At 64.9% G+C, this 21,893-nt stretch carries 23 protein-coding genes; 6 read left to right on the top strand and 17 right to left on the bottom strand.

All coding sequences use genetic code 11. The features are described 5' to 3' along the window. Positions 1-17: 17 nt before the first annotated feature. Positions 18-395 carry an AlpA family phage regulatory protein gene (locus KIT53_RS18760; protein WP_150359710.1) on the top strand — a complete coding sequence of 126 codons (378 nt, stop codon included), beginning with the start codon at positions 18-20 and terminating at the stop codon, positions 393-395. A 16-nt stretch (positions 396-411) separates the two neighbouring features. On the opposite strand, the gene KIT53_RS18755 is transcribed toward KIT53_RS18760, so the two are convergent. The 5 genes from KIT53_RS18755 to guaB form a co-directional block, all read right to left on the bottom strand. Next, positions 412-936: a DNA-binding protein gene (locus KIT53_RS18755; protein WP_150359709.1), complete on the bottom strand. Its 525-nt coding sequence runs from the start codon at positions 934-936 to the stop codon at positions 412-414. 4 nt (positions 937-940) lie between these two features. After that, positions 941-1,216 (bottom strand): hypothetical protein, encoded by a 276-nt coding sequence (locus KIT53_RS18750; RefSeq protein ID WP_150359708.1) that lies wholly within the window; start codon positions 1,214-1,216, stop codon positions 941-943. A gap of 60 nt (positions 1,217-1,276) precedes the next feature. Then, positions 1,277-2,533, bottom strand: a complete 1,257-nt coding sequence (locus KIT53_RS18745; protein WP_150359707.1) for a tyrosine-type recombinase/integrase — start codon at positions 2,531-2,533, stop codon at positions 1,277-1,279. A gap of 310 nt (positions 2,534-2,843) precedes the next feature. Beyond that, entirely contained in the window at positions 2,844-4,463 is a 1,620-nt protein-coding gene (gene guaA / locus KIT53_RS18740) for a glutamine-hydrolyzing GMP synthase (RefSeq protein WP_297755890.1), read from the bottom strand. A gap of 77 nt (positions 4,464-4,540) precedes the next feature. Then, on the bottom strand, positions 4,541-6,010 hold the full coding sequence (gene guaB, locus KIT53_RS18735) for an IMP dehydrogenase (protein WP_297755888.1): 1,470 nt from the start codon (positions 6,008-6,010) through the stop codon (positions 4,541-4,543). A gap of 175 nt (positions 6,011-6,185) precedes the next feature. Between guaB and KIT53_RS18730 the strand changes: the two genes are divergently transcribed. Next, positions 6,186-6,749: a DUF4124 domain-containing protein gene (locus KIT53_RS18730; RefSeq protein WP_297755886.1), complete on the top strand. Its 564-nt coding sequence runs from the start codon at positions 6,186-6,188 to the stop codon at positions 6,747-6,749. Here the strand turns inward: KIT53_RS18730 and KIT53_RS18725 are convergent. Continuing rightward, entirely contained in the window at positions 6,743-7,072 is a 330-nt protein-coding gene (locus KIT53_RS18725) for an RnfH family protein (RefSeq protein WP_297755885.1), read from the bottom strand. The genes KIT53_RS18730 and KIT53_RS18725 overlap by 7 nt on opposite strands. 210 nt (positions 7,073-7,282) lie before the next feature. Continuing rightward, the gene (locus tag KIT53_RS18720; RefSeq protein WP_297755883.1) at positions 7,283-7,723 is read right to left on the bottom strand and encodes a type II toxin-antitoxin system RatA family toxin; all 441 of its coding nucleotides are present in this window, start codon (positions 7,721-7,723) and stop codon (positions 7,283-7,285) included. 48 nt (positions 7,724-7,771) lie between these two features. Here KIT53_RS18720 and smpB point away from each other — a divergent pair, with 48 nt between their 5' ends. The 4 genes from smpB to KIT53_RS18700 all read left to right on the top strand — a co-directional run bounded on the left by smpB (position 7,772) and on the right by KIT53_RS18700 (position 10,168). Beyond that, entirely contained in the window at positions 7,772-8,269 is a 498-nt protein-coding gene (smpB, locus tag KIT53_RS18715; protein ID WP_297755881.1) for an SsrA-binding protein SmpB, read from the top strand. Between the two features lie 100 nt (positions 8,270-8,369). After that, entirely contained in the window at positions 8,370-8,753 is a 384-nt protein-coding gene (locus KIT53_RS18710) for a hypothetical protein (RefSeq protein ID WP_297755879.1), read from the top strand. Positions 8,754-8,776: 23 nt separating this feature from the next. Then, positions 8,777-9,304 carry a sigma-70 family RNA polymerase sigma factor gene (locus KIT53_RS18705; RefSeq protein WP_297755877.1) on the top strand — a complete coding sequence of 176 codons (528 nt, stop codon included), beginning with the start codon at positions 8,777-8,779 and terminating at the stop codon, positions 9,302-9,304. A gap of 15 nt (positions 9,305-9,319) precedes the next feature. Beyond that, entirely contained in the window at positions 9,320-10,168 is an 849-nt protein-coding gene (locus KIT53_RS18700; protein WP_297755875.1) for an anti-sigma factor, read from the top strand. Between the two features lie 324 nt (positions 10,169-10,492). On the opposite strand, the gene KIT53_RS18695 is transcribed toward KIT53_RS18700, so the two are convergent. The 10 genes from KIT53_RS18695 to rbfA form a co-directional block, all read right to left on the bottom strand. After that, positions 10,493-11,503: a calcium-binding protein gene (locus tag KIT53_RS18695; RefSeq protein WP_297755874.1), complete on the bottom strand. Its 1,011-nt coding sequence runs from the start codon at positions 11,501-11,503 to the stop codon at positions 10,493-10,495. Next, entirely contained in the window at positions 11,410-13,563 is a 2,154-nt protein-coding gene (locus KIT53_RS18690; protein ID WP_297755872.1) for a hypothetical protein, read from the bottom strand. Before KIT53_RS18690 ends, KIT53_RS18695 begins: the two co-directional genes overlap by 94 nt. Positions 13,564-13,862: 299 nt before the next feature. After that, positions 13,863-14,798: a hypothetical protein gene (locus KIT53_RS18685; protein ID WP_297755871.1), complete on the bottom strand. Its 936-nt coding sequence runs from the start codon at positions 14,796-14,798 to the stop codon at positions 13,863-13,865. A 107-nt stretch (positions 14,799-14,905) separates the two neighbouring features. Then, a complete protein-coding gene (locus KIT53_RS18680) occupies positions 14,906-15,166 on the bottom strand; it encodes a hypothetical protein (protein ID WP_297755870.1) in 261 nt (86 codons plus the stop codon). A 23-nt stretch (positions 15,167-15,189) separates the two neighbouring features. Continuing rightward, complete coding sequence (locus tag KIT53_RS18675; protein ID WP_297755869.1) at positions 15,190-16,236, bottom strand: hypothetical protein; 1,047 nt, start codon at positions 16,234-16,236, stop codon at positions 15,190-15,192. Between the two features lie 252 nt (positions 16,237-16,488). Further along, a complete protein-coding gene (locus tag KIT53_RS18670) occupies positions 16,489-17,589 on the bottom strand; it encodes an enoyl-CoA hydratase/isomerase family protein (protein ID WP_297755867.1) in 1,101 nt (366 codons plus the stop codon). 31 nt (positions 17,590-17,620) lie between these two features. Beyond that, positions 17,621-18,625, bottom strand: a complete 1,005-nt coding sequence (locus KIT53_RS18665) for a DMT family transporter (protein ID WP_297755865.1) — start codon at positions 18,623-18,625, stop codon at positions 17,621-17,623. Positions 18,626-18,709: 84 nt separating this feature from the next. Then, positions 18,710-20,536: a translational GTPase TypA gene (gene typA, locus KIT53_RS18660; protein ID WP_297755863.1), complete on the bottom strand. Its 1,827-nt coding sequence runs from the start codon at positions 20,534-20,536 to the stop codon at positions 18,710-18,712. After that, a complete protein-coding gene (truB, locus tag KIT53_RS18655; protein ID WP_297755861.1) occupies positions 20,533-21,516 on the bottom strand; it encodes a tRNA pseudouridine(55) synthase TruB in 984 nt (327 codons plus the stop codon). The genes typA and truB overlap by 4 nt, the downstream gene beginning before the upstream one ends. Before the next feature lie 2 nt (positions 21,517-21,518). Then, positions 21,519-21,893 (bottom strand): 30S ribosome-binding factor RbfA, encoded by a 375-nt coding sequence (gene rbfA / locus KIT53_RS18650; RefSeq protein ID WP_297755859.1) that lies wholly within the window; start codon positions 21,891-21,893, stop codon positions 21,519-21,521.

Here is a 21,893-nt window from a genome sequence, read left to right as displayed (position 1 = left end):
CTCCATGCAGCAGAACCATGGAGTCCGAGGTGGAACAGCTATCGCAAGCCCCCAATACCGCCGGCACCGATGTCGGCCTCCCCTTGCCAGGAACGGATGCCTACGAGGCTTTGCCGCAATTTCCAACGCGCAGTGTCCTTCCCTTCCGTCGCACCATTCGCCGGCAGGAACTGCGGCAGATCGTTCCCCTCGCCGAAACGACGATCTACGAAATGGAGCGTCGCGGTGAGTTCCCACGTCGCTTCAACCTGACACCACGCTGCGTGGTATGGGACTTGGCAGAAGTGGAAGCCTGGGTCGAAGAACGAAAGCAGGCTCCGCGCGCCGGCGTATCGAAACCGGATGTCCACTTACGAAAAACCCGCCCTGTCCGGGCGGGTTCGAGCGAGGCATAAGGCCAAGCAGCGGCGCTCATCCAATCAAAACCTCCAGTGCCTTGGATGTCGAGCGCGGCAATCGCTGCCCCTCCTTTGCCACGTTGACCTGCAAGGCCACCCGCGCCACCTCCAGCACGTCTTTGGCCAACGAGTAGCTGCCCTTGGCCTGCAACCACGCCAATACGTCCGCCAAATGCCAGATCGACGCGCTGCCTTCATGCACCGGCGCCGGAAAGCTGCCCGGATGCGCCAGCATCAGCTTGCGCATGTTCTGCCGCGACACGCCAACAATGTCGGCCACGTCAGTCAGACCCACCAGATCCGGCGCTACTTCGATCAATCGCGCGGTCGGTGCGGCGCCGCGCACATCGGCCAGCGCGCTACGCACGGCCTCGTCCGCATCCGCTGCCTCGCGGGTGAACTCTAGCGCCAACCGACCCGGCTGCCCAATGCCGATCAAGGCATCGTCGCAGCCGGCTTCGCCCAGGCGCTCCACCAGTGCATCCGTATCGCGGTCGTCGTCGGCGAGCTGGTATTTCAGAATGAAGGTGTATTCCATCGCGCTACTCCTTGGCACCATCATCAGCGTCGCGCTGCGGCCGGTGCGTGATGCAGTTGTCCACGACGCGCCGCAAGGCGCGCGCGTGGTTGCCGGGATTTTTCGGCGTGCTCCATACGCTGGTGATGCAGAACTCGCCGCAGCGACATTCTTCATCGTTGTAAGGGCAATACATCCGCCCCCAAGCGTGGCTGCCGCCGACTTCGACGCGCCAGCCCTGCCCTTCGGCATGCCTGAGAGCTTCCTCGACATCTTTCTTCGGATGAGGGGAACGAGCCATCAATGATCTCCAGTATGGGGATGAGTTGCTTGGTTGTCAAGTGACAACCAAGCAACTGTTTCAGGCTATCGCGCTCAACGCCGGCACCACCACGTTCGCCGGTAACAGCTTCGGCACGTACGTCTGCCCACCGCCCCAGGCATCGACGAGGTTGGCCCACTCTTGCAGCATGTGGCGCCGCTGCTCGGCGTACTCGGCCTTGTTGTAAACCGAGCGCGAGGAACGCCCGTCCTCGTGCGCCAGGCACTTCTCGATCCAGTCTCGGTTGAAGCCGATTTCGTTCAACAGCGTCGAGCCGGTCCGGCGCAGGTCATGGACGGTGAAGGGTTGCAGCGGCAGTCCCTTGGTCTTTGCCGCCTCCACCACGAGCCCCGTGACGCGATTCAAAGTGGCGTTGGACATGCACCGCTCTGCGTCATAGCGAGACGGAAAAACGAACCTTGATCCCGCCGCGCAGGCGTGCAACGTCACGAAGATGTCGAGCGTCTGGCGCGATAGATAGACCATGTGCGGGTTGCGCCCCTTCATCCGCTGCTTAGGAATCGTCCAGGTCTTGCTCTCGAAATCGACCTCATCCCAGGTGGCGTGGATCAGTTCGCTCTTGCGTACCAGCGTCAGCAGGATCAAGCGCAGCGCCAGCTTGATGGTCGGATAGGTCGCCACCGATTCCATCTGCTGCATGAACAGCCGGATCTCCAGCGGAGACAAGGCACGATCTTTCGGCACAAAGGTGGCGATCGAGGCCGCGCCCACGCTGTCGGCGGGGTTATCCACCTTCTCACCGTGGGCGATGGCGTAGATGTAGACCTGCTTCACGATGTCCCGAATCTGTACCGCCGTCGCCGGCGCCCCACGCTCCTTGACCTTGTTGCACAAGGCCCGCAGGTCTTCGGCCTGGATTTCGGTCAGCAGGCGATTCTGGAAGACCGGCAGGATGTCCCGGTCGATGATGTGCTTGCGCATGGCGCGGGTGCTGTCGGCCAGCCTTGCGTTGGCCAGCCACGTCTCCATCGCCGCGCCGAAGGTCTTGATGGCGACCACCCGGCGTTTCTCACGCTGCTTTTCCAGCGCGGGCGAGACACCCTTGAGAACGGCTTTGCGCGCGTCCAGCAGCAGTTCGCGCGCCATTGCCAGCGAGATGCCACCAGGGCCATAGCGTCCGAGGGTCAGTGTCTCGCGGCGGCCGTGGAGCCGGTAGTCGTAGCGGAACGTGATCGTTCCGCCAGGCGATACCGTCACGTACATCCCGTCTCGGTCAGAAGTCTTATAAATCTTGGACTTAGGCTTGAAATTACGTAGTGCGGCGTCGGTCAGCATCGAGGTTTCCTCCGGCATGTGACGGATTTACCGTCAGGTTTTACCGTCAGGGACCTGGAGACCTGCTGATGCCCGGAAAGCCCCATGAAACAAGCTTTCCCGAGAAGGCTTTTACCGTCAAAGACGGTAAAAGTCTGAATAGTGAACGAGAGTGTCTTAATCCGGCCTCGATTTTTACCGTCAGCTCTACCGTCAACTTTTTCTGCTGGCCGGCGATAGCTACCGATAGCTGTTGCGACGTATTTTCTTCTAAATCAACACGTTACGTCAGTTTTTCGATAGCTGGCGATAGTCCTCGAAGGACGTCAATTCACTCCCACTCGATCGTCGCCGGCGGCTTGGAGCTCACGTCGTAGGTCACGCGGTTGATGCCGCGCACCTCGTTGATGATGCGGCTGCTGACCTTCTTGAGCAGGCTGTAGGGCAGTTCGGCCCAGTCGGCGGTCATGAAGTCGCTGGTCTGCACGGCGCGCAGGGCCACCACGTAGTCGTAGGTGCGGCCGTCGCCCATCACCCCCACGCTCTTGACGGGCAGGAAGACGGTGAAGGCCTGGCTGGTCAGGTCGTACCAGCTCTTGCCGCTGCCGGGCTCGATGGTGGCGCGCAGTTCTTCGATGAAGATGGCGTCGGCCCGGCGCAGCAGGTCGGCGTATTCCTTCTTGACTTCGCCCAGGATGCGCACACCCAGACCCGGTCCCGGGAACGGATGGCGGTAGACCATGTCGTGCGGCAGGCCCAGGGCCACGCCGAGCTCGCGCACCTCGTCCTTGAACAAGTCGCGCAGCGGTTCGAGCAGTTTCAGGCCCAGCTGCTCGGGCAGGCCGCCCACGTTGTGGTGGCTCTTGATGGTGACGGCCTTCTTGCTCTTGGCACCACCGGATTCGATCACATCGGGGTAAATAGTGCCTTGCGCCAACCACTTAGCGCCTTTTCTTGATGTATCACTCGAAGTCAATTTGGCGGCCTCGGCCTTGAAGACTTCGACGAATTCGCGGCCAATGATCTTGCGCTTGGCCTCGGGGTCGCTGACGCCGGCGAGGTGGCCGAGGAACTGCGCCGAGGCGTCGACGCGCACCACCTTGGCGTGCAGCTTGCCGGCGAACATGTCCATCACCATGTCGCCTTCGTTCAGGCGCAGCAGGCCGTGGTCGACGAAGACACAGGTCAGTTGGTCGCCTATGGCCCGGTGGATCAGGGCGGCCGCAACGGAAGAGTCGACACCGCCGGACAGGCCCAGGATGACCTCCTCGTCGCCCACCTGCTCGCGGATTTTCTGCACCGCCTCTTCGATGTGGTCGCGCATGATCCAGTCGGCCCGCGTACCGCAGATCTCCAGCACAAAACGCTCCAGCAACGCCCGCCCCTGCACCGTGTGCGTCACTTCGGGGTGGAACTGCACCGCGTAGTAGCCGCGCGACTCGTCGGCCATGCCGGCGATGGGGCAGCTCGGCGTGCTGGCCATGAGCTTGAAGCCCGGGGGCAGTTCGGTGACTTTGTCACCGTGGCTCATCCAGACCTTGAGCATGCCGTGGCCTTCGGGTGTCGTGAAGTCGGCGATGTCCTTGAGAAGGCGGGTGTGGCCATGGGCCCGCACCTCGGCGTAGCCGAACTCGCGGTGCGTGCTGGCCTCGACCTGGCCGCCCTGCTGCACCGCCATCGTGAACATGCCGTAGCAGATGCCCAGCACCGGTACGCCCAGATCCCACACCGCCTGGGGCGCACGCAGGTCGTGCTCTTCGTAGGTGCTGGCGTGGCTGCCGGAGAGGATCACGCCTTTGAGCTGACCGTCGGCGGCGAATTCGCGCACCCACTCGTCGCTCACGTCGCAGGGATGCACCTCGCAGTAGACGTGCGCTTCGCGCACGCGCCGCGCGATGAGCTGGGTGACCTGGGAACCGAAGTCGAGGATGAGGATTTTCTGGTGCTGCATGGCGGGTGCGTTGTTCGTGGAGGGCGGCGGAAAATGAAAAAGGCCGTCTCGTTGGACGGCCTGAGGGGCGGATGGGCTCAGTCCGCGCGGTAGTTGGGGGCCTCTTTCGTGATCTGCACGTCGTGCACATGGCTTTCGCGGATGCCGGCGGAGGTGATTTCCACGAACTCGGCCTTGTGCCGCATGTGCTCGATGCTCGGGCAGCCGCAATATCCCATGGCTGCCCGCAGGCCCCCAGCCATCTGGAAGATGATGGAGATGACCGACCCCTTGTAGGGCACACGGCCTTCGATGCCCTCGGGCACCAGCTTGTCGGCGTTGGGGTTGCCGGTGCTGCTTTCCTGGAAGTAGCGATCGGCACTGCCCTGCTGCATGGCGCCGATGGACCCCATGCCCCGGTAGCTCTTGTAGCTGCGGCCCTGGTAGAGCACGATCTCGCCAGGCGCTTCCTCGGTACCGGCGAACATGCCGCCCATCATCACCGTGTTGGCGCCAGCCGCGATGGCTTTGGCGATGTCCCCGCTGTAGCGGATGCCACCGTCGGCGATCATGGGCACGCCGGTGCCCTGCAGGGCGCTGGCCACGTTGTCGATGGCCATGATCTGCGGCACGCCCACGCCAGCCACGATGCGGGTGGTACAGATGGAACCCGGACCGATGCCGACCTTGACCGCGTCGGCACCGGCCTCCACCAGCGCGGTGGCGGCGCCACCGGTGGCGATGTTGCCGCCGATCACGTCGATCTGCGGGTAGTTCTGCTTGACCCAGCGCACGCGGTCCAGCACGCCTTTGCTGTGGCCATGCGCGGTGTCCACCACGATGGCGTCCACCCCGGCTTTCACCAGGGCTTCCACGCGCTCCTCGGTACCCTCGCCCACGCCCACCGCGGCACCCACGCGCAGGCGGCCCGCCGCGTCGCGCGCGGCGTTGGGGAAATTGAGCTGTTTGGTGATGTCCTTGACGGTGATCAGGCCCTTGAGTTCGAAGGCGTCGTTCACCACCAGCAGGCGTTCGAGCTTGTGCTTGTGCAGCAGCGCCTTGGCGTCCGCGGGCGTGGTGCCATCGGGCACGGTGATCAGGCGCTCGCGCGGCGTCATGATCTCGCTCACGGGGATGTCGTAGCGGGTTTCGAAGCGCAGGTCGCGCCCGGTGACGATACCCACCACCTTGCCGCCCTCGACCACCGGAAAACCGGAGACGCCCAGCTCGTCCGAGAGCTTCATGACCTGGCGCACGGTGGTGCCCGGGGTGATGACCACCGGGTCGCGCAACACGCCGGACTCGTAGCGCTTGACCTTGGCCACATGGGCCGCCTGCTCCTGCGCGGAGAGGTTCTTGTGAATGATGCCGATGCCGCCCTCCTGGGCCAGGGCGATCGCCAGGCGGGCCTCGGTCACGGTGTCCATGGCGGCCGAGACCAGCGGCAGATTGAGCTTGATGTTGCGGGAGAACTGGGTGGCGAGCGATGTGTCCTTGGGCAGGACCTGGGAGTACGCTGGCACCAGCAACACGTCGTCGAAGGTGAGCGCTTTGCCAAGAAGGCGCATGGGTAAAGCTCCAAAAGACGGGATTGTACCCGTCCGTCCCGTGTGCAAAGGCGCACGGGGTTGTGCATGGCGCCTACCGTTCAAGCCCGAAATCCGACCGCTCCGGCGGCTTGCACGCCGCGCGCCCGGCATGGCTCATCGAACGGCCATGGCCCAGGGCTACACTGGCACGACCATGTCATTTCCCCGCTCACTCACCCCCCTTTGGCGCCACGCTGGCGTGGCCACGCTGCTGCTCGCCGCCAGCCCCTGGGTGCTCGCGCAATGGCAATGGGTCGACGGGACCGGCCGCAAGGTGTTCAGCGACACACCGCCGCCGGCCAGCGTGCCCGAGAAAAACATCCTCAAAAGCCCGGGCGGCTTGCGTCAGGCGCCCGCTCCGGCCCTGGTGGCGCCTGCCGCCGAGAACGCTGCGGCACCGGCTTCTGCACCCGCGGCAGCCCCCCAGATTTCCGGGCGCGACGAAGAACTGGAAACCCGCAAGAAGCAGGCCGAAGACGCCGAACAGGCGCGCCGCAAGGCCGAGGAGCAGCGCGTGGCCAAAGGCCGTGCCGAGAGCTGCGAGCGTGCGCGCAAGGCCAAGAGCGTGATGGAATCCGGCACCCGCCTGGCCACGACCAACGCCAAGGGCGAACGGGAAATCATGGACGACAAGACCAAGGCCGCCGAAACCCGGCGCATGGACGACATCATCCGCGCCGACTGCGGGCCCTTGCCCAAGACCGCTGCCACTCAGTAACCGGCCTTGGAGCCCGGCCGACGCCGGGCAAACAAGCCCGTGCCTCGGGCGCCCTGCCCGACGAAACGCTCGCGCCGGGCCACCTTGGGGTCGACCCGCAGAGGCCGCACCACCTCCACCCGGTCATCCTCGCGCAGGACACGCCCGGCATCCACCCCGCGGTTCCAGATGCACAGCGTGAGCCCTTCCGCCAATATCTCCGGAAACCGCTCCAGCCACCCCGCCAGCGCCAACGCCTGACCCACCGTGCAACCCGGCGGCACATCGAGCGCCAACTCATGCACCGTGCGAGGTCCGGCCGCGTAGATCAAGGACACGCGCATGGTCAGGACACCCCGGGACACAGCCACGCCACCCGGCCAGACGAGCCTCCCCCACCCAAAAGTACGCCACCAGCCCAAGCGAGCGAAGCGAGGCGCCCCTCACCCAGAGATGCCGAGGGTCCGGCTCCGCCGGCCCAAGGCATCGTCCCCCCTCCCAGCGCCGAAGGCGCGCCAGAGAGGGGGGAAGCCGCGCAGCGGCGCAGGGGGGTGTTACCCATACACCTCGTCCGCCCGTTTGACGAACGCGTCCACCAGATTGCCGGCGATCTTGTCGAACACCGGCCCGACGAGCGTGGCGAGCGCGCCATTGGAGAAACCGTAGCTCAACTGGAACTCGACCTTGCAGGCGCGCTGGCTGCCATCGCCCAGTGGCGTGAATTCCCACAGCCCGTCAAGCTGTGAGAACGGCCCATCCAGAAGCTCCATGCGTACCCGGCGGTCGGCTTCGTGGATGTTGCGGGTGGTGAAACTCTGACGCAGACCGCTGATGGCCATGCCGACCCGCGCCACCATGCCGTCCTCGGTGCGCTCCAGTACCTCGCCCTGGTCGCACCAGGGCAGGAAGCGCGGATAGTGCTCGATATCGGTGACCAGGGCGAACATCTCGTGTGCGCTGTGCCACAGCAAAACGGACTTCTGGATGGTTTTCATACAATCCGGGGCATTGTAGGGGGCCCAAACGGCCCCATTTTTCCCTTCATGGCCACCAAAAACAGCAAAGACTCCGCCGCCAAGGGCAGCACCGACAGCCGCATTGCCGACAACAAGAAGGCGCTCTTCAACTACGCCATCGAGGAACGCTTCGAGGCCGGCATGGTGCTGGAGGGCTGGGAAGTCAAGGCCGTGCGCGAGGGTAAGGTTCAGCTGACCGATGGCTATGTGGTCATCCGCAATGGGGAAATGTTCCTCATCGGTTGCCAGATCAACCCCTTGCTGAGCGCCTCCACCCACGTGCGTCCGGATGCCGTGCGCACCAAGAAGCTGCTGCTGCACAAGGACCAGATCCGTCGGCTGATCGGCAAGGTCGAGCAAAAGGGCTACGCCCTGGTACCCCTCAACCTGCATTGGAAGAGCGGTCGCGTGAAGTGCGAAATTGCCTTGGGCAAGGGCAAGGCCGAACACGACAAGCGCGACACCATCAAGGACCGTGAAGGCAAGCGCGAGGTCGAGCGCGCCCTGAAGTCCCGCAGCCGCTGAGTTTTTTTCGGCGACCGGGAATAAAACCCGCGCCGCTGGCGTTCGTTCCAAGGCAGAAGGTGCTTGCCTCTGCCCTGTCCACCCACCCGGAGAACGCGCCATGAAGAAAACCCTGATCACCCTTGCCCTGGCTGCAGCCGCACTCGGCGGCTGCGCCTCCTCGATGTACGCTTCCGCAACACCCGCCCAGTCCGCCGGCGGCGTGCTCGTGGGCCCCAACAAGATGACGCTCTACACCTTCGACCGTGATGCCGCCGGCAGCGGCAAATCGGTCTGCAACGGCCCTTGCGCCACCAACTGGCCCCCGCTGATGGCCAGCGCCAACGACAGTGCCAGCGGCGACTACACCGTCATCACACGCGACGACGGCCAGAAACAGTGGGCCTTCAAGGGCAAACCGCTCTACTACTGGGTGCGCGACACCAAGCCCGGCGACATGACGGGCGAGGGCTTCAACGGGGTCTGGCGCACCGCCCGGCCCTGAGGCGGTCCCGGCCCCTCCCCGCGATGAACACCGGCGAGCTCATAGGCCACATCCCCAGCCTGCGCCGCTACGCGCGCGCGCTCACCGGCGACAGTTGGGCCGCCGACGACCTGGTTCAGGACACCCTGGAGCGCGCCTGCAGCAAATGGCGGCTCTGGGCGGTGGGCTCGGACCTCCGCGCCTGGCTGTTCACCTTGATGCACAACCTTCATGCCAGCGGCGTGCGCCAGGCCCTGCGGCGCGCCAGCGGCCTCACCCGGGTTGACCTGGAAGACGTTGGTGCCGAACTGGCGGCGCCAGACCCCGCTCAGGACCTCGCCCTGGACCTGCAACGCTGCCTCCTGCTGCTGCCCGAAGACCAGCGTGCCGTGCTGCTGCTCGTCAGCCTGGAAGACATGAGCTACCAGCAGGTAGCGCAGATCACCGGAGCACCGATCGGCACCGTGATGTCACGCCTTTCTCGCGCCAGGACCCGCCTCCAGGCGCTGATGGAGACCACCGCCCACACGACACCCACGCCCCGATCCGCACACCTCAAGCGGCTCAAGTAGCCCTCGCTGCCCGCCATGGACACATCTTCCTCCCCCCACGCGCCACTGACCGACGCCGAGATTCATGCCCTGGTCGACGGTCAGGTGCCCGCCGCCGAACGTGCGGCCCTGGAAAGCCGGCTGGCACACGACACCGCCGGCCGCGAACGTTTCACAGCCTGGGAGGCACAGCGCCAGGCCCTGCGCGGCCTGTACCGCGACCTGCACGATGACCACGACGTGCCGGAGCCCATGCGCGATGCCGTTCTGCGCATGGCAGACACCCGCCAGCGAGCCGCGCAATGGCAGCGCTGGGGCGGTCTTGCGGCCGGTGTGCTGCTCGCCTTCGCCGCAGGCTGGCTGGCGCGCGCCCAATGGTCCAACACCGCCACGGAGCGCCTGGCCCGCCACACCCAGCCCGCATCCCCCCTGCCTGTGTTTGCCCGCGACGCCGCGCTGGCCCATGCCGTGTTCAGCGCCGAAAAACGCCATCCCGTGGAAGTCAGCGCAGCCGACCAGACCCACCTGGTGCAATGGCTCTCGCGGCGCACCGGCCGCGAACTCAAGGTCCCCAACCTCTCCACCCTGGGCTACGAACTCGTCGGCGGGCGCCTGCTGCCTGGCGATGCCGGTGCACGCGCCCAGTTCATGTTCCAGGACACCCAGGGCGTGCGCATCACGCTCTACCTGGGCGCCCTGTCCGAGCCGCCTGGTGGCCAACCGGCCTCCCCCCTCACATCCAAAGAGACCGCCTTCCGCTTCACAGACGAGGGCCCTGTCCCCGGCTTCTACTGGGTGGACCAGGGTTTTGGCTACGCCCTGAGCGGCCCGCTGTCGCGCGCGGCCCTCATGACGCTGGCAGAGGCTGTGTACCGGCAGTTGTAAAGAGGCAAGACGCCGACCGGATTTTTTCGCCACCTCTATCCCGACGGGGTGCGGCCCATGCGGGACTTGTGGATGAGCCGAAAGCCCCACGCCTGCGGTTCGCAAGCCCTTCGACAGGCTCAGGGCGAACGGGATGGGGAGATCCGTCGGGCTGAACGCCACGCTCCCGTTCGGGCTGAGCGCCACCCTTCCGTTCGGATTGAGTCCCTCCTCCGTTCGGACTGAGTCCCTCCTCCGTTCGGACCGAGTCCCTCCACCGTTCGGGCTGAGCCTGTCGAAGCCCTTACCCACACCTCACGCAACACACCTCGCACGCCCACCCCCTCATATCAACACCCACCCCACCCCCTTCTGCACCTGCACCAGGTAGTCCGTCAGGCTGCTGTGGCCGTAGTTGTTGAACTCGATCCCATCAATCACCTGCGTGCCCTTGAGGCTCCAGCTCCCCGTGCTGCCCCTGAGCGCCTGCACCACGTCCCCCGCGTTGCCCAGCACCTGCAAGGCCTTGGTCCCCGCGTCGGGCAGCGCCTTCACTTGGTCCACCCCCAGGCGCAGCGTGTTGTTGCCCCCGCCGGTGAGGTCGATCTGCTCGATCTGGCGCAGCACCGTGTTGGCCAGGGCCGTGAGGTTCAGGCTCACCCCTTTCTGGTCGCCCGCCAGGGCCAGCACGTCCCGCCCTGCACCGCCTTCAAAGCGGGAGCTGGCCAGCCCGGTCAGTTCGGCCGTGCCCAGGAGGAAGCGGTCGTTGCCGTCGCCACCCAGCAGGGTGTTGTTGCCGGTCCCACCGATCAGGGTGACCTCGGTCTTGGCGGTCGTGAAACCCGCGCCCGGGCGCAAGGTGTCGTTGTTGCCTGCCGTTGCATCCACGTCGGTGATGCTGTCCGCACCGTCACCGGCATTGAAGACGTAGATGTCGTTGCCCGCTCCACCGTTGAGGGCGTCGTTGCCTTTGCCACCCAACAAGGTGTCGTTCCCTTCGCCGCCATTGAGCGTGTCGTTGCCGTCACCACCGTCCAGTGTGTCGGCCAGGGTGTTGCCCGTGAGGGTGTCGTTGCCCGCCAGGCCCAGGAGTGTGTTGGCGTAGCCACCCAGGCCAGTCATGGTGTCATTGCCTGTGGTGCCGCTTTGCACCAGCCGGGCCATCAGGTCCGCGAATGACAGACTCCCGCCCTCGACAAAGGCCACGGTTTCCACGGCGTTGGCGGTCACCACCGTGTTGCCGTTGAACACACCCTTGACCGTCACCGAGTCTGCCGTGTTGCCGGTCCACTTGAGCACCATGTCGTTGCCCGAGCGGCTGACCTCGGTCTTGGCGGTCGTGAAACCCGCGCCCAAGCGCAGGGTGTTCGCACCGCCATCGCCCAAGAACACTGTGCGAGCCTGTCCACATCGAACGTCAGCAACAGGCTTGATTCGTCCAGCTTGCCATCGCCAAGCACGACGTTGCGCACTGCCACGTCCGCAAAGGACTGCCCCATGACTCGGACCGCATCTTTCGAGTTCATGGTCACCACATCATGACCACCGCCATCCAGATGCAGCGTGTTGTCGTCGCCCGCGCCGCCATAGAAGCGGTCGTCTGCCATGCCGCCCTGCAGCATCTCTGCCCCCTGCGTGCCAAAGACCACCTGGCGCGTGGACGCCGTCGAGGTCCCGACCATGACGGTGGTTCCAGTGGTCATGTCCAGGTACTGGCCTGCCTGCAACCCGAACGACGGATTCGGCGCCGTAGGGCTCGTCTCGCCCACGTTGTGCTGATTCCGAAAGGCCAGCGCCTGCAACATCGCCGCCCTGTCCGCCAGCCACTCATCCGTGAAACCCAGCCCCTGGTAAGCCGTCCCGTACAGCACCGCGCCTCGGTCCGACTGCCAGGCCAGAAAGTCGCTGCCATGCGCCTCGCGCCAGATGGCGTTGAGCGCGGTCTGGCCGGCGTGGTCCTTGGCGTCCAGGTAGAACGGGCTCAGGGTCTTGAGCGCCAGCAGCGCGCCAAAGTCCAGACGGGCGTCGGCGGCAATGTGGCTGTCCACGTGCTTGACGATCAACCGCCCCTCCAACCCGGATGCCGTGACCTTCTCGTCAATGGCCTTCAAGGTCTTGTGCAACTCCTCCCTGCCGGTGTAGCTGCCACTGTTCTCCACGCGCGCCCAGGTGCCGCCATGGGGGTCGCCATTGAGCGGCGTGCCCGCCACGCCCAGCATGCGTGAGAGTGCATTGAGCACGTTCTCCAGCGTGTCACCCTCGGCCTCCCCCTGCTGCAGGAATTCGCTGTTACCACGCAGATTGCCTGCGGTCTGCAGGATGCGCTCCATCACGAGGTCGGCGTCCGCAGGGTCTGTGCCCGGGCTTGCAGCGAGTTTGCGCGTGTTCAACGACGGGTCCAGCCGCGCCAGCAGGGCCTGTACGGCAAGCGAGTCCACCAGCAACACCAGACTGTGGCTGTCGCCGAAATCGTTCTTGCTGAAGTCATTCACCAGGAGCTTGGCTTCCACGTTCAGCACACTCTCCACGGTGGCACTGATCACGATGTTGCCGCGCGCCAGGGGCTGGTCCTCGATGTAGACCGGCACAGGCTTGCCATAGTGGTGCTGGGAATTCGCCACGGCCGAAGGCTTGTTGGCGCCAAAGATGTCGTAGACCCCGGGCCTGAGCAGCGCGGGGTCTTCCTCCCGGTCGGTGAGGGCCTGCCAGCCCCCCAGGACCACGCCGCTGCGGTAGGCCTCGGTGGATTTCTGGGCCATGAGCACGGCAAGCTGGTAGTCCAGCTTGAGGGCTTCGATGGCGTTGAGGTTGACCTTCGCCGGACCGGTGCCGCCCGCGTTGGTGACGTCCTGGTTCACCCGCACGGCTTCCTTGGCAATGCTGTCGATGCGCTTGAGCGCCTCGTACAGTACGCCGAACTGCTCGCCAATGGCCGTAGGGAATGCCGCGAGGCCCTTGAGGGCCTCCAGATCGGTGGCCTCGACGGTCCTCCCCCCATGGCCGTACTTCTCGCGCAGGGTTTCATACTGGGCGCGCACGGTCTGGTACGTGAAGCTGGCCGTCACCAGCGTGGTGTCGCCGCCGCGCATGGCGTTGAAGGTGTTGATGACGTCCATGAGCCGGGCGCCGTCCTTCATCTCCCCCACCCCGGCACCGTTGAAGGTGTAGACGGCAGCCGCACGCTCTGGCCAGAGTTCGGCAAACGCCGTGGCCAGGTGCCCGCCCAGGCTGTAGCCGGTCACCGTGGGCGCCGCCCCGCCCGCCATCTTGCCGCTGGCGTACAGGCTCTCCACCCAGGCCTTCATGTCCGCTATCTGCCCAAACGCCCAGCCAAACGACTGGATCTCCAGCACATTGGTCGCCTGGTTGTCCCGCGCCGCGTCGTCGGCGAACTCGGTGCTGCGAAAGCTCAGCACCAGCTCTCCGGTGGCGTTGTTCTTGAACAGCGTCCCGCTGAAGCCGGTGCTGGTGTTGCTTTTGTGTTCGACTACGCTCCAGCCGGCACTCGGATCAGCAAACTGAGAAGCCTGATCGGATGTGAATTTGCTGCTACGCCCATTCCCGAACACGAGGTCCGCTGTAGATATCAATCCGTATGAGCGCTCCACCCCTGGGACGCTGGCGGCGTCAGGTTGGCCAGGTCTGAAGGAAAACAAGGATTCAGCGGCCATTTGAACACCAGCGTACTTGAGTATTGCCGCAAAATTGTTGGTTGTCATGGATTTTCCTTCGTGGATGGATTAAGTACGCGTTCGACAAAATAGGAGGTCTTCCTTTGCTGCGGCGCATAATTTCCGCACGGAAGAGAAAACCCCCACGGCGAACGAAAACCGGCCGTATTTCCCAACTTCGGATCCATGACGAAACCGGTACGTTGGGCAATAACCTGATTCGACTCCAGATCGACCACGCGAACCGAACTACCTGCAATCCAAAATTCGCGATCCCCTGGTCGAGTCTCATCCTCCCATGAGATTCCGTAGCGCGCAGTTCTCTTCTGAATTGGCACTCGATCAAGGCGAATATCCCGCACCCAGGGCTGAGTTTTTGGCGTGATCCTATTTACAGAAAAATAACTTGCGGTATATCGATAGATTTGGCCATCAGCAGGATCCTCCAACTCGACAAATAGATATTTTCCAGCGGAGAAAGGGTCGGGGGAGTCCTTAATAGGAGGATCCACGATTACAGGGCGAAGAAGTGACAGAATGTATGTATCTGGAGGCGGTTTATGCTTACTGTAGTTTTCAGTGCGGCTACCTGTCGAACCACTACCACCATCGTCTCCTGCAAAAATATCGTAGGCAGTGTATTGATCGTTGAACCAGCCGGCCTCAGACGCAACGCGTAGCCGCATCAGGAAAATCCCCTCGACCCCCTCCACAGTCCGGTAAATCTTCTCCCCCGCCGTCTTGCAACGCTCGTCAAACAGCGCCTTCGCCTTGGCGTAACGCTGCTTGTATTCATACTGCTGCACAAAACTCGGCACATAGATGGCCCCGATTCCGCCCAACACCCCCACCGTCGCAATGGCCTTGCCGAGCCTGCTCTTGGGAATCCACAGTGCCGCTGCAATCGCCGCAACCATCAGCCCGATGAACAGCCAGCCAATTCCCCGGACAATGTCCGCGCCTACACCAAGTTCAAGCATGTGATGTCTCCAGGGAGTGGTTCACCGAACGGGGGATCAATAGGGAGATTGCAAACAGCCAGCGCTGTCCGGATCGAGATGCCGTGGGTCCCGCATGGCGCCATGGCCTATCTCAACCTCACCGCCCAGAGCACGAACCACACCCATGCCCCATAGAGGTTCACCAGGCTGGCCATGACGCCTACCCAGCGCACCAGGCTTGACGACCGTACGAGGAGCACGGCGGCTGCGGCGCTCAGATTGGTCAGGCCAATGGCGGTCAGGAGGTTCAGAGAAACGCCACCCCTCCAGAGGAAGGCGGCGCCTGCGGCGAGCAGCAGCAGGATCAGCAGCCGACGCTGCCACCGCTGGACGAACGAGTAACCCATCGGGAGTTCCTTGAAAGAGACGGTCAGTCCAGTGCGATCGCGCCGTTCTCAGGATCGCGTTGTTCGCTCAGGTCGGGGGTGTCGCGGTCGCTCGTTGGCGCCATCAGGCCGGTCACGAAGCGCTGGAGAGCGCTGTCCCTTTCCAGACCGACAGAAAGCTGGTCGGCCAGCAGGGAGTCGATGAGGCCGCTGTCTTCCCTGTCGATCAGCAGCGGCAGCAGGTCGGGCGAGGTTTGGCAGAGCGTGGGCAGGCGGGGGTCGTACAGCAAAGCGGCAAGAAGCCGAACGTCGTGCAGGGCAATGGCTTCGTCGATGGAGCCTGCCTGCATGCCTGCGTCGATCACGTGCTCGGTACCGAGGATGGCCGTGGCCCCGGACCTCAGGGGGTACAGCACTTCGCCTTGCACATGCCAATGCGCCACCCGCCGGGCGGCACGCTCTCGCAGCCGTTCCTTGGGAGCGCGGATGAACGTGGCCAGTGCCTGGACGGCGGGGTCCATGCTGCCCAGTGGTGGCACGGCCGACGCCACTTCGTGCTGCACGGCCGCAAAGTCACCGGGTGTGAGCGCCACCGCCCGCAGCGGCGCCTGCGCGAAGACGATGGCGGGTTGGTCGAACCAGACGGCCATGACCGCGGCCAGCCCGCCACCTACGCCGTGCCCTGTGAAGGTGATGCGGGCCGGGTCAAGGCCTTGGCTCTGCGCCCAACGCCGTGCCTGCAGGTACACGCGGGTGATGTCGAGCAGGGGTTCGGCGAAAGCCGTCAGGCCGATGTCCAGCGCGAGGTTGCTGAGGAACTCCTCGCCATTCGTCGAGATGTGAATCGCGTGCTGAAACTGCAGGCTGGCGTGAACGGCAATGAGGCAATCACCACGGGGATGAACAAACGGGTGAGCCGTGCAGCCGGCCGTTGGGGTGTCGGCGTTGTTCGCGTCCTGCGCGCCGGGCAAGGGAGTCCACCCCGTGGGGGGTATGTAGGTCTGGGTCTGGGTGGGGCCCTGGTGCCGCGGTGGCCTGTGGCGGCTGTCCAGCAGCGCCGCGATGGCGGCGCATTCCTTCTCGGTGGCCATGGTGTGCTCCCTCTGGGTGTGATTCCGCCTTGTGAGCGGGGGTCAAGGAGCACGATTTGTAATGCAAAAGTTATGGGGTGTCCATGCACATTTGTGGTAAACGGCCGTCATCACATACCCATTTGCCGTCAACTTTCATGAATTGCAGCATGGGAGAACAAAGCGCATGAATTTGAGAACGAACAGCAGGCGCTGCGTACGGTGCGCCTTTCGATGCCAGGCCTGCCGCCAGGGCAGGAGGTCATCGCACGGTCAACCGAGCTGGCTCAGGGGGTGGGTCTGGGGTGTCCAGGGGCTGTCGAAGAACGCGGCCACCTGAGCGGGCTTGACGTCTTCGATGCGCGCAGGATTCCAGCGTGGCTGGTGGTCCTTGTCCACGGCCAGTGCGCGTATGCCCTCGACCGTTTCACTGGCCGTGCCGGGGCGCAGGTGGAAGCAGCGGTGCACCATGTCGCGCTCCATGCGCAAGTCGTCGGCCAGGCCCATGCCGCGCGCGCGCCGTATCTGTTCCAGCACCACATGCAGCATCAGCGGCGAGCGTTGGCGCAGCGTGGCCGCGGTGCTGCGGGCCCAGTCGCTGTCGGTCTGCTCCAGCGCCAGGATGATCTGTGGCACATCCGGCAGGCTGAAGATGCGCTGGATCTCGGCCATGGGCCAGTTGCCGGGAACGGGAGCGGTGTCCAGGTGGCGGCGGCACCAGCGTTCCACGGCCTCGCTGTTCTCGAACGGGGTCTGCGCGAGCGAGGCCCACAGCCCGGCCTGGCGGCCGGAATCCAGGTAACCATCGGCCAGCCCGGCGGCCATGGCCTCGCGGCCGTTGAGAACATGGCCGGTCAGCGCAAGGTACTCGCCCAGAAGCCCGGGGCAGCGGCTGAGAAAGTAGCCGCCGCCCACATCGGGAAACAGGCCGATGTGGGTTTCGGGCATGGCGAGCTTGCTGCGTTCGGTGACGATGCGCAGGCTGGCCCCCTGGCTGATGCCCATGCCGCCGCCCATCACGATGCCGTCCATGAAGGCGATGTAGGGCTTGGGATAGGTGTGGATGAGGTGGTTGAGCGCGTATTCCTCGGTAAAGAAGTCCTCCAGCGCGCTGTCGCCAGCCAGGGCGGCCTGGTGGAAGAAGCGGATGTCGCCTCCGGCGCAGAACGCGCCAAAGGGTCCTTCCTTGCTGGTGCCGCGCACGGCGACGGCCATCACCGCCGGGTCATCGCGCCAGGCCTGCAGGGCCTGCGTGATGGCCCGGATCATCTCCAGCGACAACGCGTTGAGGGCGCGCGGGCGGTTGAGCGTGATGAAGCCGACGCGGCCTTGCACGTCCGCAAGAACGAGGCTTTCGGATGTTGTCGCGGTCATGGTGGTGTCTCCGGTTGAGAGAGTGTCGGCGTCAGGAGGGGCTGTCCAGGGTCTGGATGCGGGGGGTGCCGGCGCGCGAACGCCAGCCAAGCAGTTCATTGAGCACCAGTGCGCCGATGACGAGAGAGCCACCGGCCAGCACTTCGGGCCCGGGCGCTTCGCCTGCGCCCAGCCAGGCCAGCAGGATGCCGAAGATCACTTCCAGCAAGGCCAGCAGGGACACCTCTGGCGCCTTGAGGGAGCGGGCGCAGACCACCGCCAGTGCGCAGGGTATGGCCAGTTGCACCAGGCCGAGCAGTGCCAGCCAGGCGACGTCTGCGCCGGTGGCCTGGAACGGCAGCGCCAGCGGCAGTGTGTAGAGAGACGACAGCAGGCCGCCCAGCAGCACGGAGGGCACCAGGTCGATCTTCTCGCCATGGGTCTGGCTGCGCTGCACCACGGTCCAGTTGATGGCGCTGGCCACGGGCACGCACAGCGCCACCAGCGATCCCACCACGAGCCCGCCGGTCTGCAGCGCGGGGTCGCCGAAGGCATGCAGGAACTGGCTGCCGTACATGTAGACAATGCCCGCCCCGGCAGCCAAGATCGCCAGCCAGGTGCGCAACGCCAGACGCTGGCCAATCGCCACGCGGGCCACCAGCGCGGTGAACAAGGGCCCCACCGACATGATGACCAGCACGTTGGCCACGGTGGTGAAGGTCAGCGCCAGCATGAAGGCGGTGAACATCACGCTCCAGCACACGCCCGACACCCAGAACGCGCGGGAGCGCCACAGCACGCCCCAGTGCCGCTGCATCGCACCCTGAGCGGGATCGTCCGGAATGAAGCCGGCGGCGCGGTCGGCGGCGCGCCACCAGGGCAGGATCACCAGCAGCGCCAGCGCCGTGAAGGCGCTGCGCCAGAAAGTGACTTCGAAGCGTGCCGCCGATTCGAGCTGCCGCGACACCACCCCGGCGATGGACCACATCAGGGTCACCGCAACCATCAGGAAGACCGCCTGTGTGTGCGTCAGGCGGCTGAGCAGGCGAAAAGGCATGTATCGTCCAACGGGTTCGAAGGGCCCAGGCCAAAGGTTGCCGGTTGCGCAGCCCTTCGACTGGCTCAGGGCGAGCGCAAGTTGTCAGGCATCGCGCGAGGCGCGCTTGCGCTCGTGCTCCTTGAGGAAACGCTTGCGCAGGCGGATGCTCTTGGGCGTGATCTCCACCAGCTCATCGTCCTCGATGAATTCCACGCCGTACTCCAGCGTGAGATCGATCGGAGGCGTGATCTTGATCGCGTCCTCCTTGCCGCTGACGCGGAAGTTGGTGAGCTGCTTGGTGCGCGTGGCGTTGACGACGAGGTCGTTGTCGCGGCTGTGGATGCCCACGATCATCCCCTCGTACACCGGGTCGCCCGCCCGCACGAACATGCGGCCGCGGTCGTCCAGCTTGCCCAGCGCGTAGGTGAAGATCTCGCCGTCGTCCATGGAGATCAGCACGCCGTTCTTGCGTCCGCCGATGTCACCCTTGTGCGGCTCGTAACCGTCAAAGATGTTGGAGATCAGGCCAGAGCCGCGGGTCAGGTTGAGGAACTCGTTGGTGAAACCGATCAGCCCGCGTGCGGGAATGCGGTACTCCAGGCGTACACGGCCCCGGCCATCGGGTTCCATGTTCACCAGTTCGCCTTTTCGTTCGCCCAGCGCCTGCATCACGCCACCCTGGTGCTGTTCCTCGATGTCGGCGGTCACGAGTTCAATGGGTTCGTGGCGTTCGCCGTTGACGTCGCGGAACACCACGCGCGGTTTGGAGACCGCGAGCTCATAGCCTTCCCGGCGCATGTTTTCCAGCAGGATGGTCAGGTGCAGTTCGCCACGGCCGGAGGCCTCGAACACGCCGTCCTCGTCGGTTTCCTTGACCCGCAAGGCCACGTTGCTCTGCAGCTCTTTCTGCAGCCGGTCCCAGATCTGGCGGCTGGTGACGAACTTGCCTTCGCGCCCCGCCAAGGGGCTGGTGTTGACGCAGAAGTTCATGGTCAGCGTGGGCTCATCCACCTTCAGCATGGGCAGCGGCGCGGGGTTGGCCGGGTCGGTCACGGTCACGCCGATGCCGATGTCGGCAATGCCGTTGATGAGCACGATGTCTCCGGGGCCCGCCTCGGCGGCCTGCACGCGGTCCAGGCCCTGGAAGGTCAGCACCTGGTTGACGCGGCCCTTGTAAGACGGGCCGTCCGCCCCCTCCATCACCTGCACGTCCATGCCCGGCTTGAGAGTGCCGGCATTGATGCGGCCCACGCCGATGCGACCCACGAAGGAGGAGAAGTCCAGTGCCGAGATCTGCAACTGCAGCGGGGCATTGGGGTCGCCCTGGTGCGCCGGCACGTGCTGGAGGATGGTGTCGAACAGGGCCGACATGTCAGGACCCCACTGTTCGCCGGGCGCGCCCTCCTCCATCGAGGTCCAGCCGTTGATGCCGGAGGCATAGACCACGGGAAAGTCCAGTTGCTCGTCGGTGGCGCCGAGCTTGTCGAACAGGTCGAAGGCGGCGTTGATCACCTTGTCGGGGTTGGCGCCGGGCTTGTCCACTTTGTTGACAACCACGATGGGCCGCAGGCCCAGGGCCAGCGCCTTCTTGGTCACGAAGCGGGTCTGCGGCATGGGGCCTTCCTGCGCATCGATCAGCAGCACCACACCGTCCACCATGGACAGGGCGCGCTCCACTTCGCCGCCGAAGTCCGCGTGGCCCGGGGTGTCCACGATGTTGATGTGCGTGTCCTTCCAGCGCACCGCACAGTTCTTGGCCAGGATGGTGATGCCGCGCTCACGCTCGATGGCGTTGCTGTCCATCACGGTGTCGATCATTTTCTCGTGCTCGGCGAAGGTGCCGGACTGGCGCAGGAGCTGGTCGACCATGGTGGTCTTGCCATGGTCCACGTGGGCGATGATGGCGATATTGCGAATTGGTTTGCTCATGATGTAGCGGTTTCCCGTGAGGTTTCCTGGATCTGTCGGATATCGGTGGGGCTCAGGAGTCGCCCCGGAATGAGTTCGCCCGCCTGCACGTGGGCGGTGCCCAGCAGCACAGGCTCCTGCGCTGACTCGTCAGTGGGTGGGCCATAGACGGCCACGCGCGCGCTGTCGGCCCAGGGGCCGCGGCGGCGCAGACCGCTGAGGAAACGGGCGGCATCTTCGGCGCCCAGCGTGACACGCTCGTGTCCCTCCAGCAGGGTTTGCACCGGCAGCAGCGCCGCCAGCCGCGAAGGCTCTTCCAGCGCTTCGAGCGCGGACAGCGAGATGCAGCGCGACGCATCGAAACCGCCGGTGGCAACGCGCCGCAGCGCGGTGAGGTGTCCGCCACAACCCAAGGCGAGCGCGATGTCCTCGCCCAGCGTCCGGATATAGGTCCCCTTGCTGCAGCAGACACGCAGGCGGATGTGCGGAGCCTCGCCATCCAGCTGCATGTCCAGAAGCTCCAGGTCGTGGATGACCACGGCGCGCGGCGCACGCTCCACCTCCTCACCGTCGCGGGCGTAGGCGTACAGCGGTTTGCCGTCCTTCTTGAGCGCGCTGTGCATGGGAGGCACCTGAGTGATGGGCCCGGTAAAACGGTCCAGCACCTCCACCACCTGGCCCACCGTGCACGTGACCGGCTGCGTCTGCACCACATCGCCTTCGGCATCGCCGGTGCTGGTGCGCACACCCAGGCGCACCGTGGTCTCGTAGGTCTTGTCGGCCTCCAGGTGCAACTGGCTGAACTTGGTGGCCGCGCCAAAGCACAGCGGCAGCACGCCGCTGGCCAGCGGATCCAGCGTTCCGGTGTGACCGGCCTTCTCGGCGCGCAACAACCACTTGGCCTTTTGCAAGGCCTGGTTGCTGGAGAGACCCAGCGGCTTGTCGAGCAGCAACACCCCATGCACAGGGCGCCGTTGCACCCGTGTGCGTGGCGCGTGCATCCTCAGCCCTCGTCTTTGGAACGCGAGGCGACCGCCTTGGAAATCAAGGCGTTCATGTCCGCCGCACGCTCGGTGGTGCGGTCGAACACGAAATGCAGCGTCGGCACGGTGTGGATGTGCAATCGCTTGAACAGGCCGTTGCGCAGGAATCCGGCGGCCGCGTTGAGACCCTGTTGGGTCTCTTCCGGGTCACCGGTGAGCAGGCTGAAGAACACCTTGGCATGCGCATAGTCTGGCGTGACCTCGACCGCGTTGATCGTGACCATGCCTACCCGCGGGTCCTTGAGCTCGCGCGCGATCAACTCCGCCAGATCCCGCTGGATCTGGTCGGCCACGCGGAAACCGCGGTTGGGAGTCGATGAGGCTTTGCGAGGCAT

The sequence above is a fragment of the Hydrogenophaga sp. genome, assembly GCF_026125785.1.
Classification (GTDB): domain Bacteria; phylum Pseudomonadota; class Gammaproteobacteria; order Burkholderiales; family Burkholderiaceae_C; genus Hydrogenophaga.
Note: the sequence above shows the minus strand (reverse complement) of the source record. Positions and strands in the feature narration are given on the sequence as shown.

Excerpts from the sequence above, each read along its gene's own strand:
- KIT53_RS18700 (WP_297755875.1), top strand. The coding sequence starts at position 9,320 with ATGGACACATCTTCCTCCCCCCACGCGCCACTGACCGACGCCGAGATT.
- KIT53_RS18750 (WP_150359708.1), bottom strand. The coding sequence starts at position 1,216 with ATGGCTCGTTCCCCTCATCCGAAGAAAGATGTCGAGGAAGCTCTCAGG.
- KIT53_RS18685 (WP_297755871.1), bottom strand. The coding sequence starts at position 14,798 with ATGCTTGAACTTGGTGTAGGCGCGGACATTGTCCGGGGAATTGGCTGG.
- smpB (WP_297755881.1), top strand. The coding sequence starts at position 7,772 with ATGGCCACCAAAAACAGCAAAGACTCCGCCGCCAAGGGCAGCACCGAC.
- guaA (WP_297755890.1), bottom strand. The coding sequence starts at position 4,463 with ATGCAGCACCAGAAAATCCTCATCCTCGACTTCGGTTCCCAGGTCACC.
- KIT53_RS18720 (WP_297755883.1), bottom strand. The coding sequence starts at position 7,723 with ATGAAAACCATCCAGAAGTCCGTTTTGCTGTGGCACAGCGCACACGAG.
- rbfA (WP_297755859.1), bottom strand. The coding sequence starts at position 21,893 with ATGCCTCGCAAAGCCTCATCGACTCCCAACCGCGGTTTCCGCGTGGCC.
- KIT53_RS18705 (WP_297755877.1), top strand. The coding sequence starts at position 8,777 with ATGAACACCGGCGAGCTCATAGGCCACATCCCCAGCCTGCGCCGCTAC.
- KIT53_RS18760 (WP_150359710.1), top strand. The coding sequence starts at position 18 with ATGGAGTCCGAGGTGGAACAGCTATCGCAAGCCCCCAATACCGCCGGC.
- KIT53_RS18665 (WP_297755865.1), bottom strand. The coding sequence starts at position 18,625 with ATGCCTTTTCGCCTGCTCAGCCGCCTGACGCACACACAGGCGGTCTTC.
- KIT53_RS18675 (WP_297755869.1), bottom strand. The coding sequence starts at position 16,236 with ATGGCCACCGAGAAGGAATGCGCCGCCATCGCGGCGCTGCTGGACAGC.
- KIT53_RS18725 (WP_297755885.1), bottom strand. The coding sequence starts at position 7,072 with ATGCGCGTGTCCTTGATCTACGCGGCCGGACCTCGCACGGTGCATGAG.
- guaB (WP_297755888.1), bottom strand. The coding sequence starts at position 6,010 with ATGCGCCTTCTTGGCAAAGCGCTCACCTTCGACGACGTGTTGCTGGTG.
- KIT53_RS18730 (WP_297755886.1), top strand. The coding sequence starts at position 6,186 with ATGTCATTTCCCCGCTCACTCACCCCCCTTTGGCGCCACGCTGGCGTG.
- KIT53_RS18710 (WP_297755879.1), top strand. The coding sequence starts at position 8,370 with ATGAAGAAAACCCTGATCACCCTTGCCCTGGCTGCAGCCGCACTCGGC.
- KIT53_RS18755 (WP_150359709.1), bottom strand. The coding sequence starts at position 936 with ATGGAATACACCTTCATTCTGAAATACCAGCTCGCCGACGACGACCGC.
- KIT53_RS18745 (WP_150359707.1), bottom strand. The coding sequence starts at position 2,533 with ATGCTGACCGACGCCGCACTACGTAATTTCAAGCCTAAGTCCAAGATT.
- typA (WP_297755863.1), bottom strand. The coding sequence starts at position 20,536 with ATGAGCAAACCAATTCGCAATATCGCCATCATCGCCCACGTGGACCAT.
- truB (WP_297755861.1), bottom strand. The coding sequence starts at position 21,516 with ATGCACGCGCCACGCACACGGGTGCAACGGCGCCCTGTGCATGGGGTG.
- KIT53_RS18680 (WP_297755870.1), bottom strand. The coding sequence starts at position 15,166 with ATGGGTTACTCGTTCGTCCAGCGGTGGCAGCGTCGGCTGCTGATCCTG.
- KIT53_RS18670 (WP_297755867.1), bottom strand. The coding sequence starts at position 17,589 with ATGACCGCGACAACATCCGAAAGCCTCGTTCTTGCGGACGTGCAAGGC.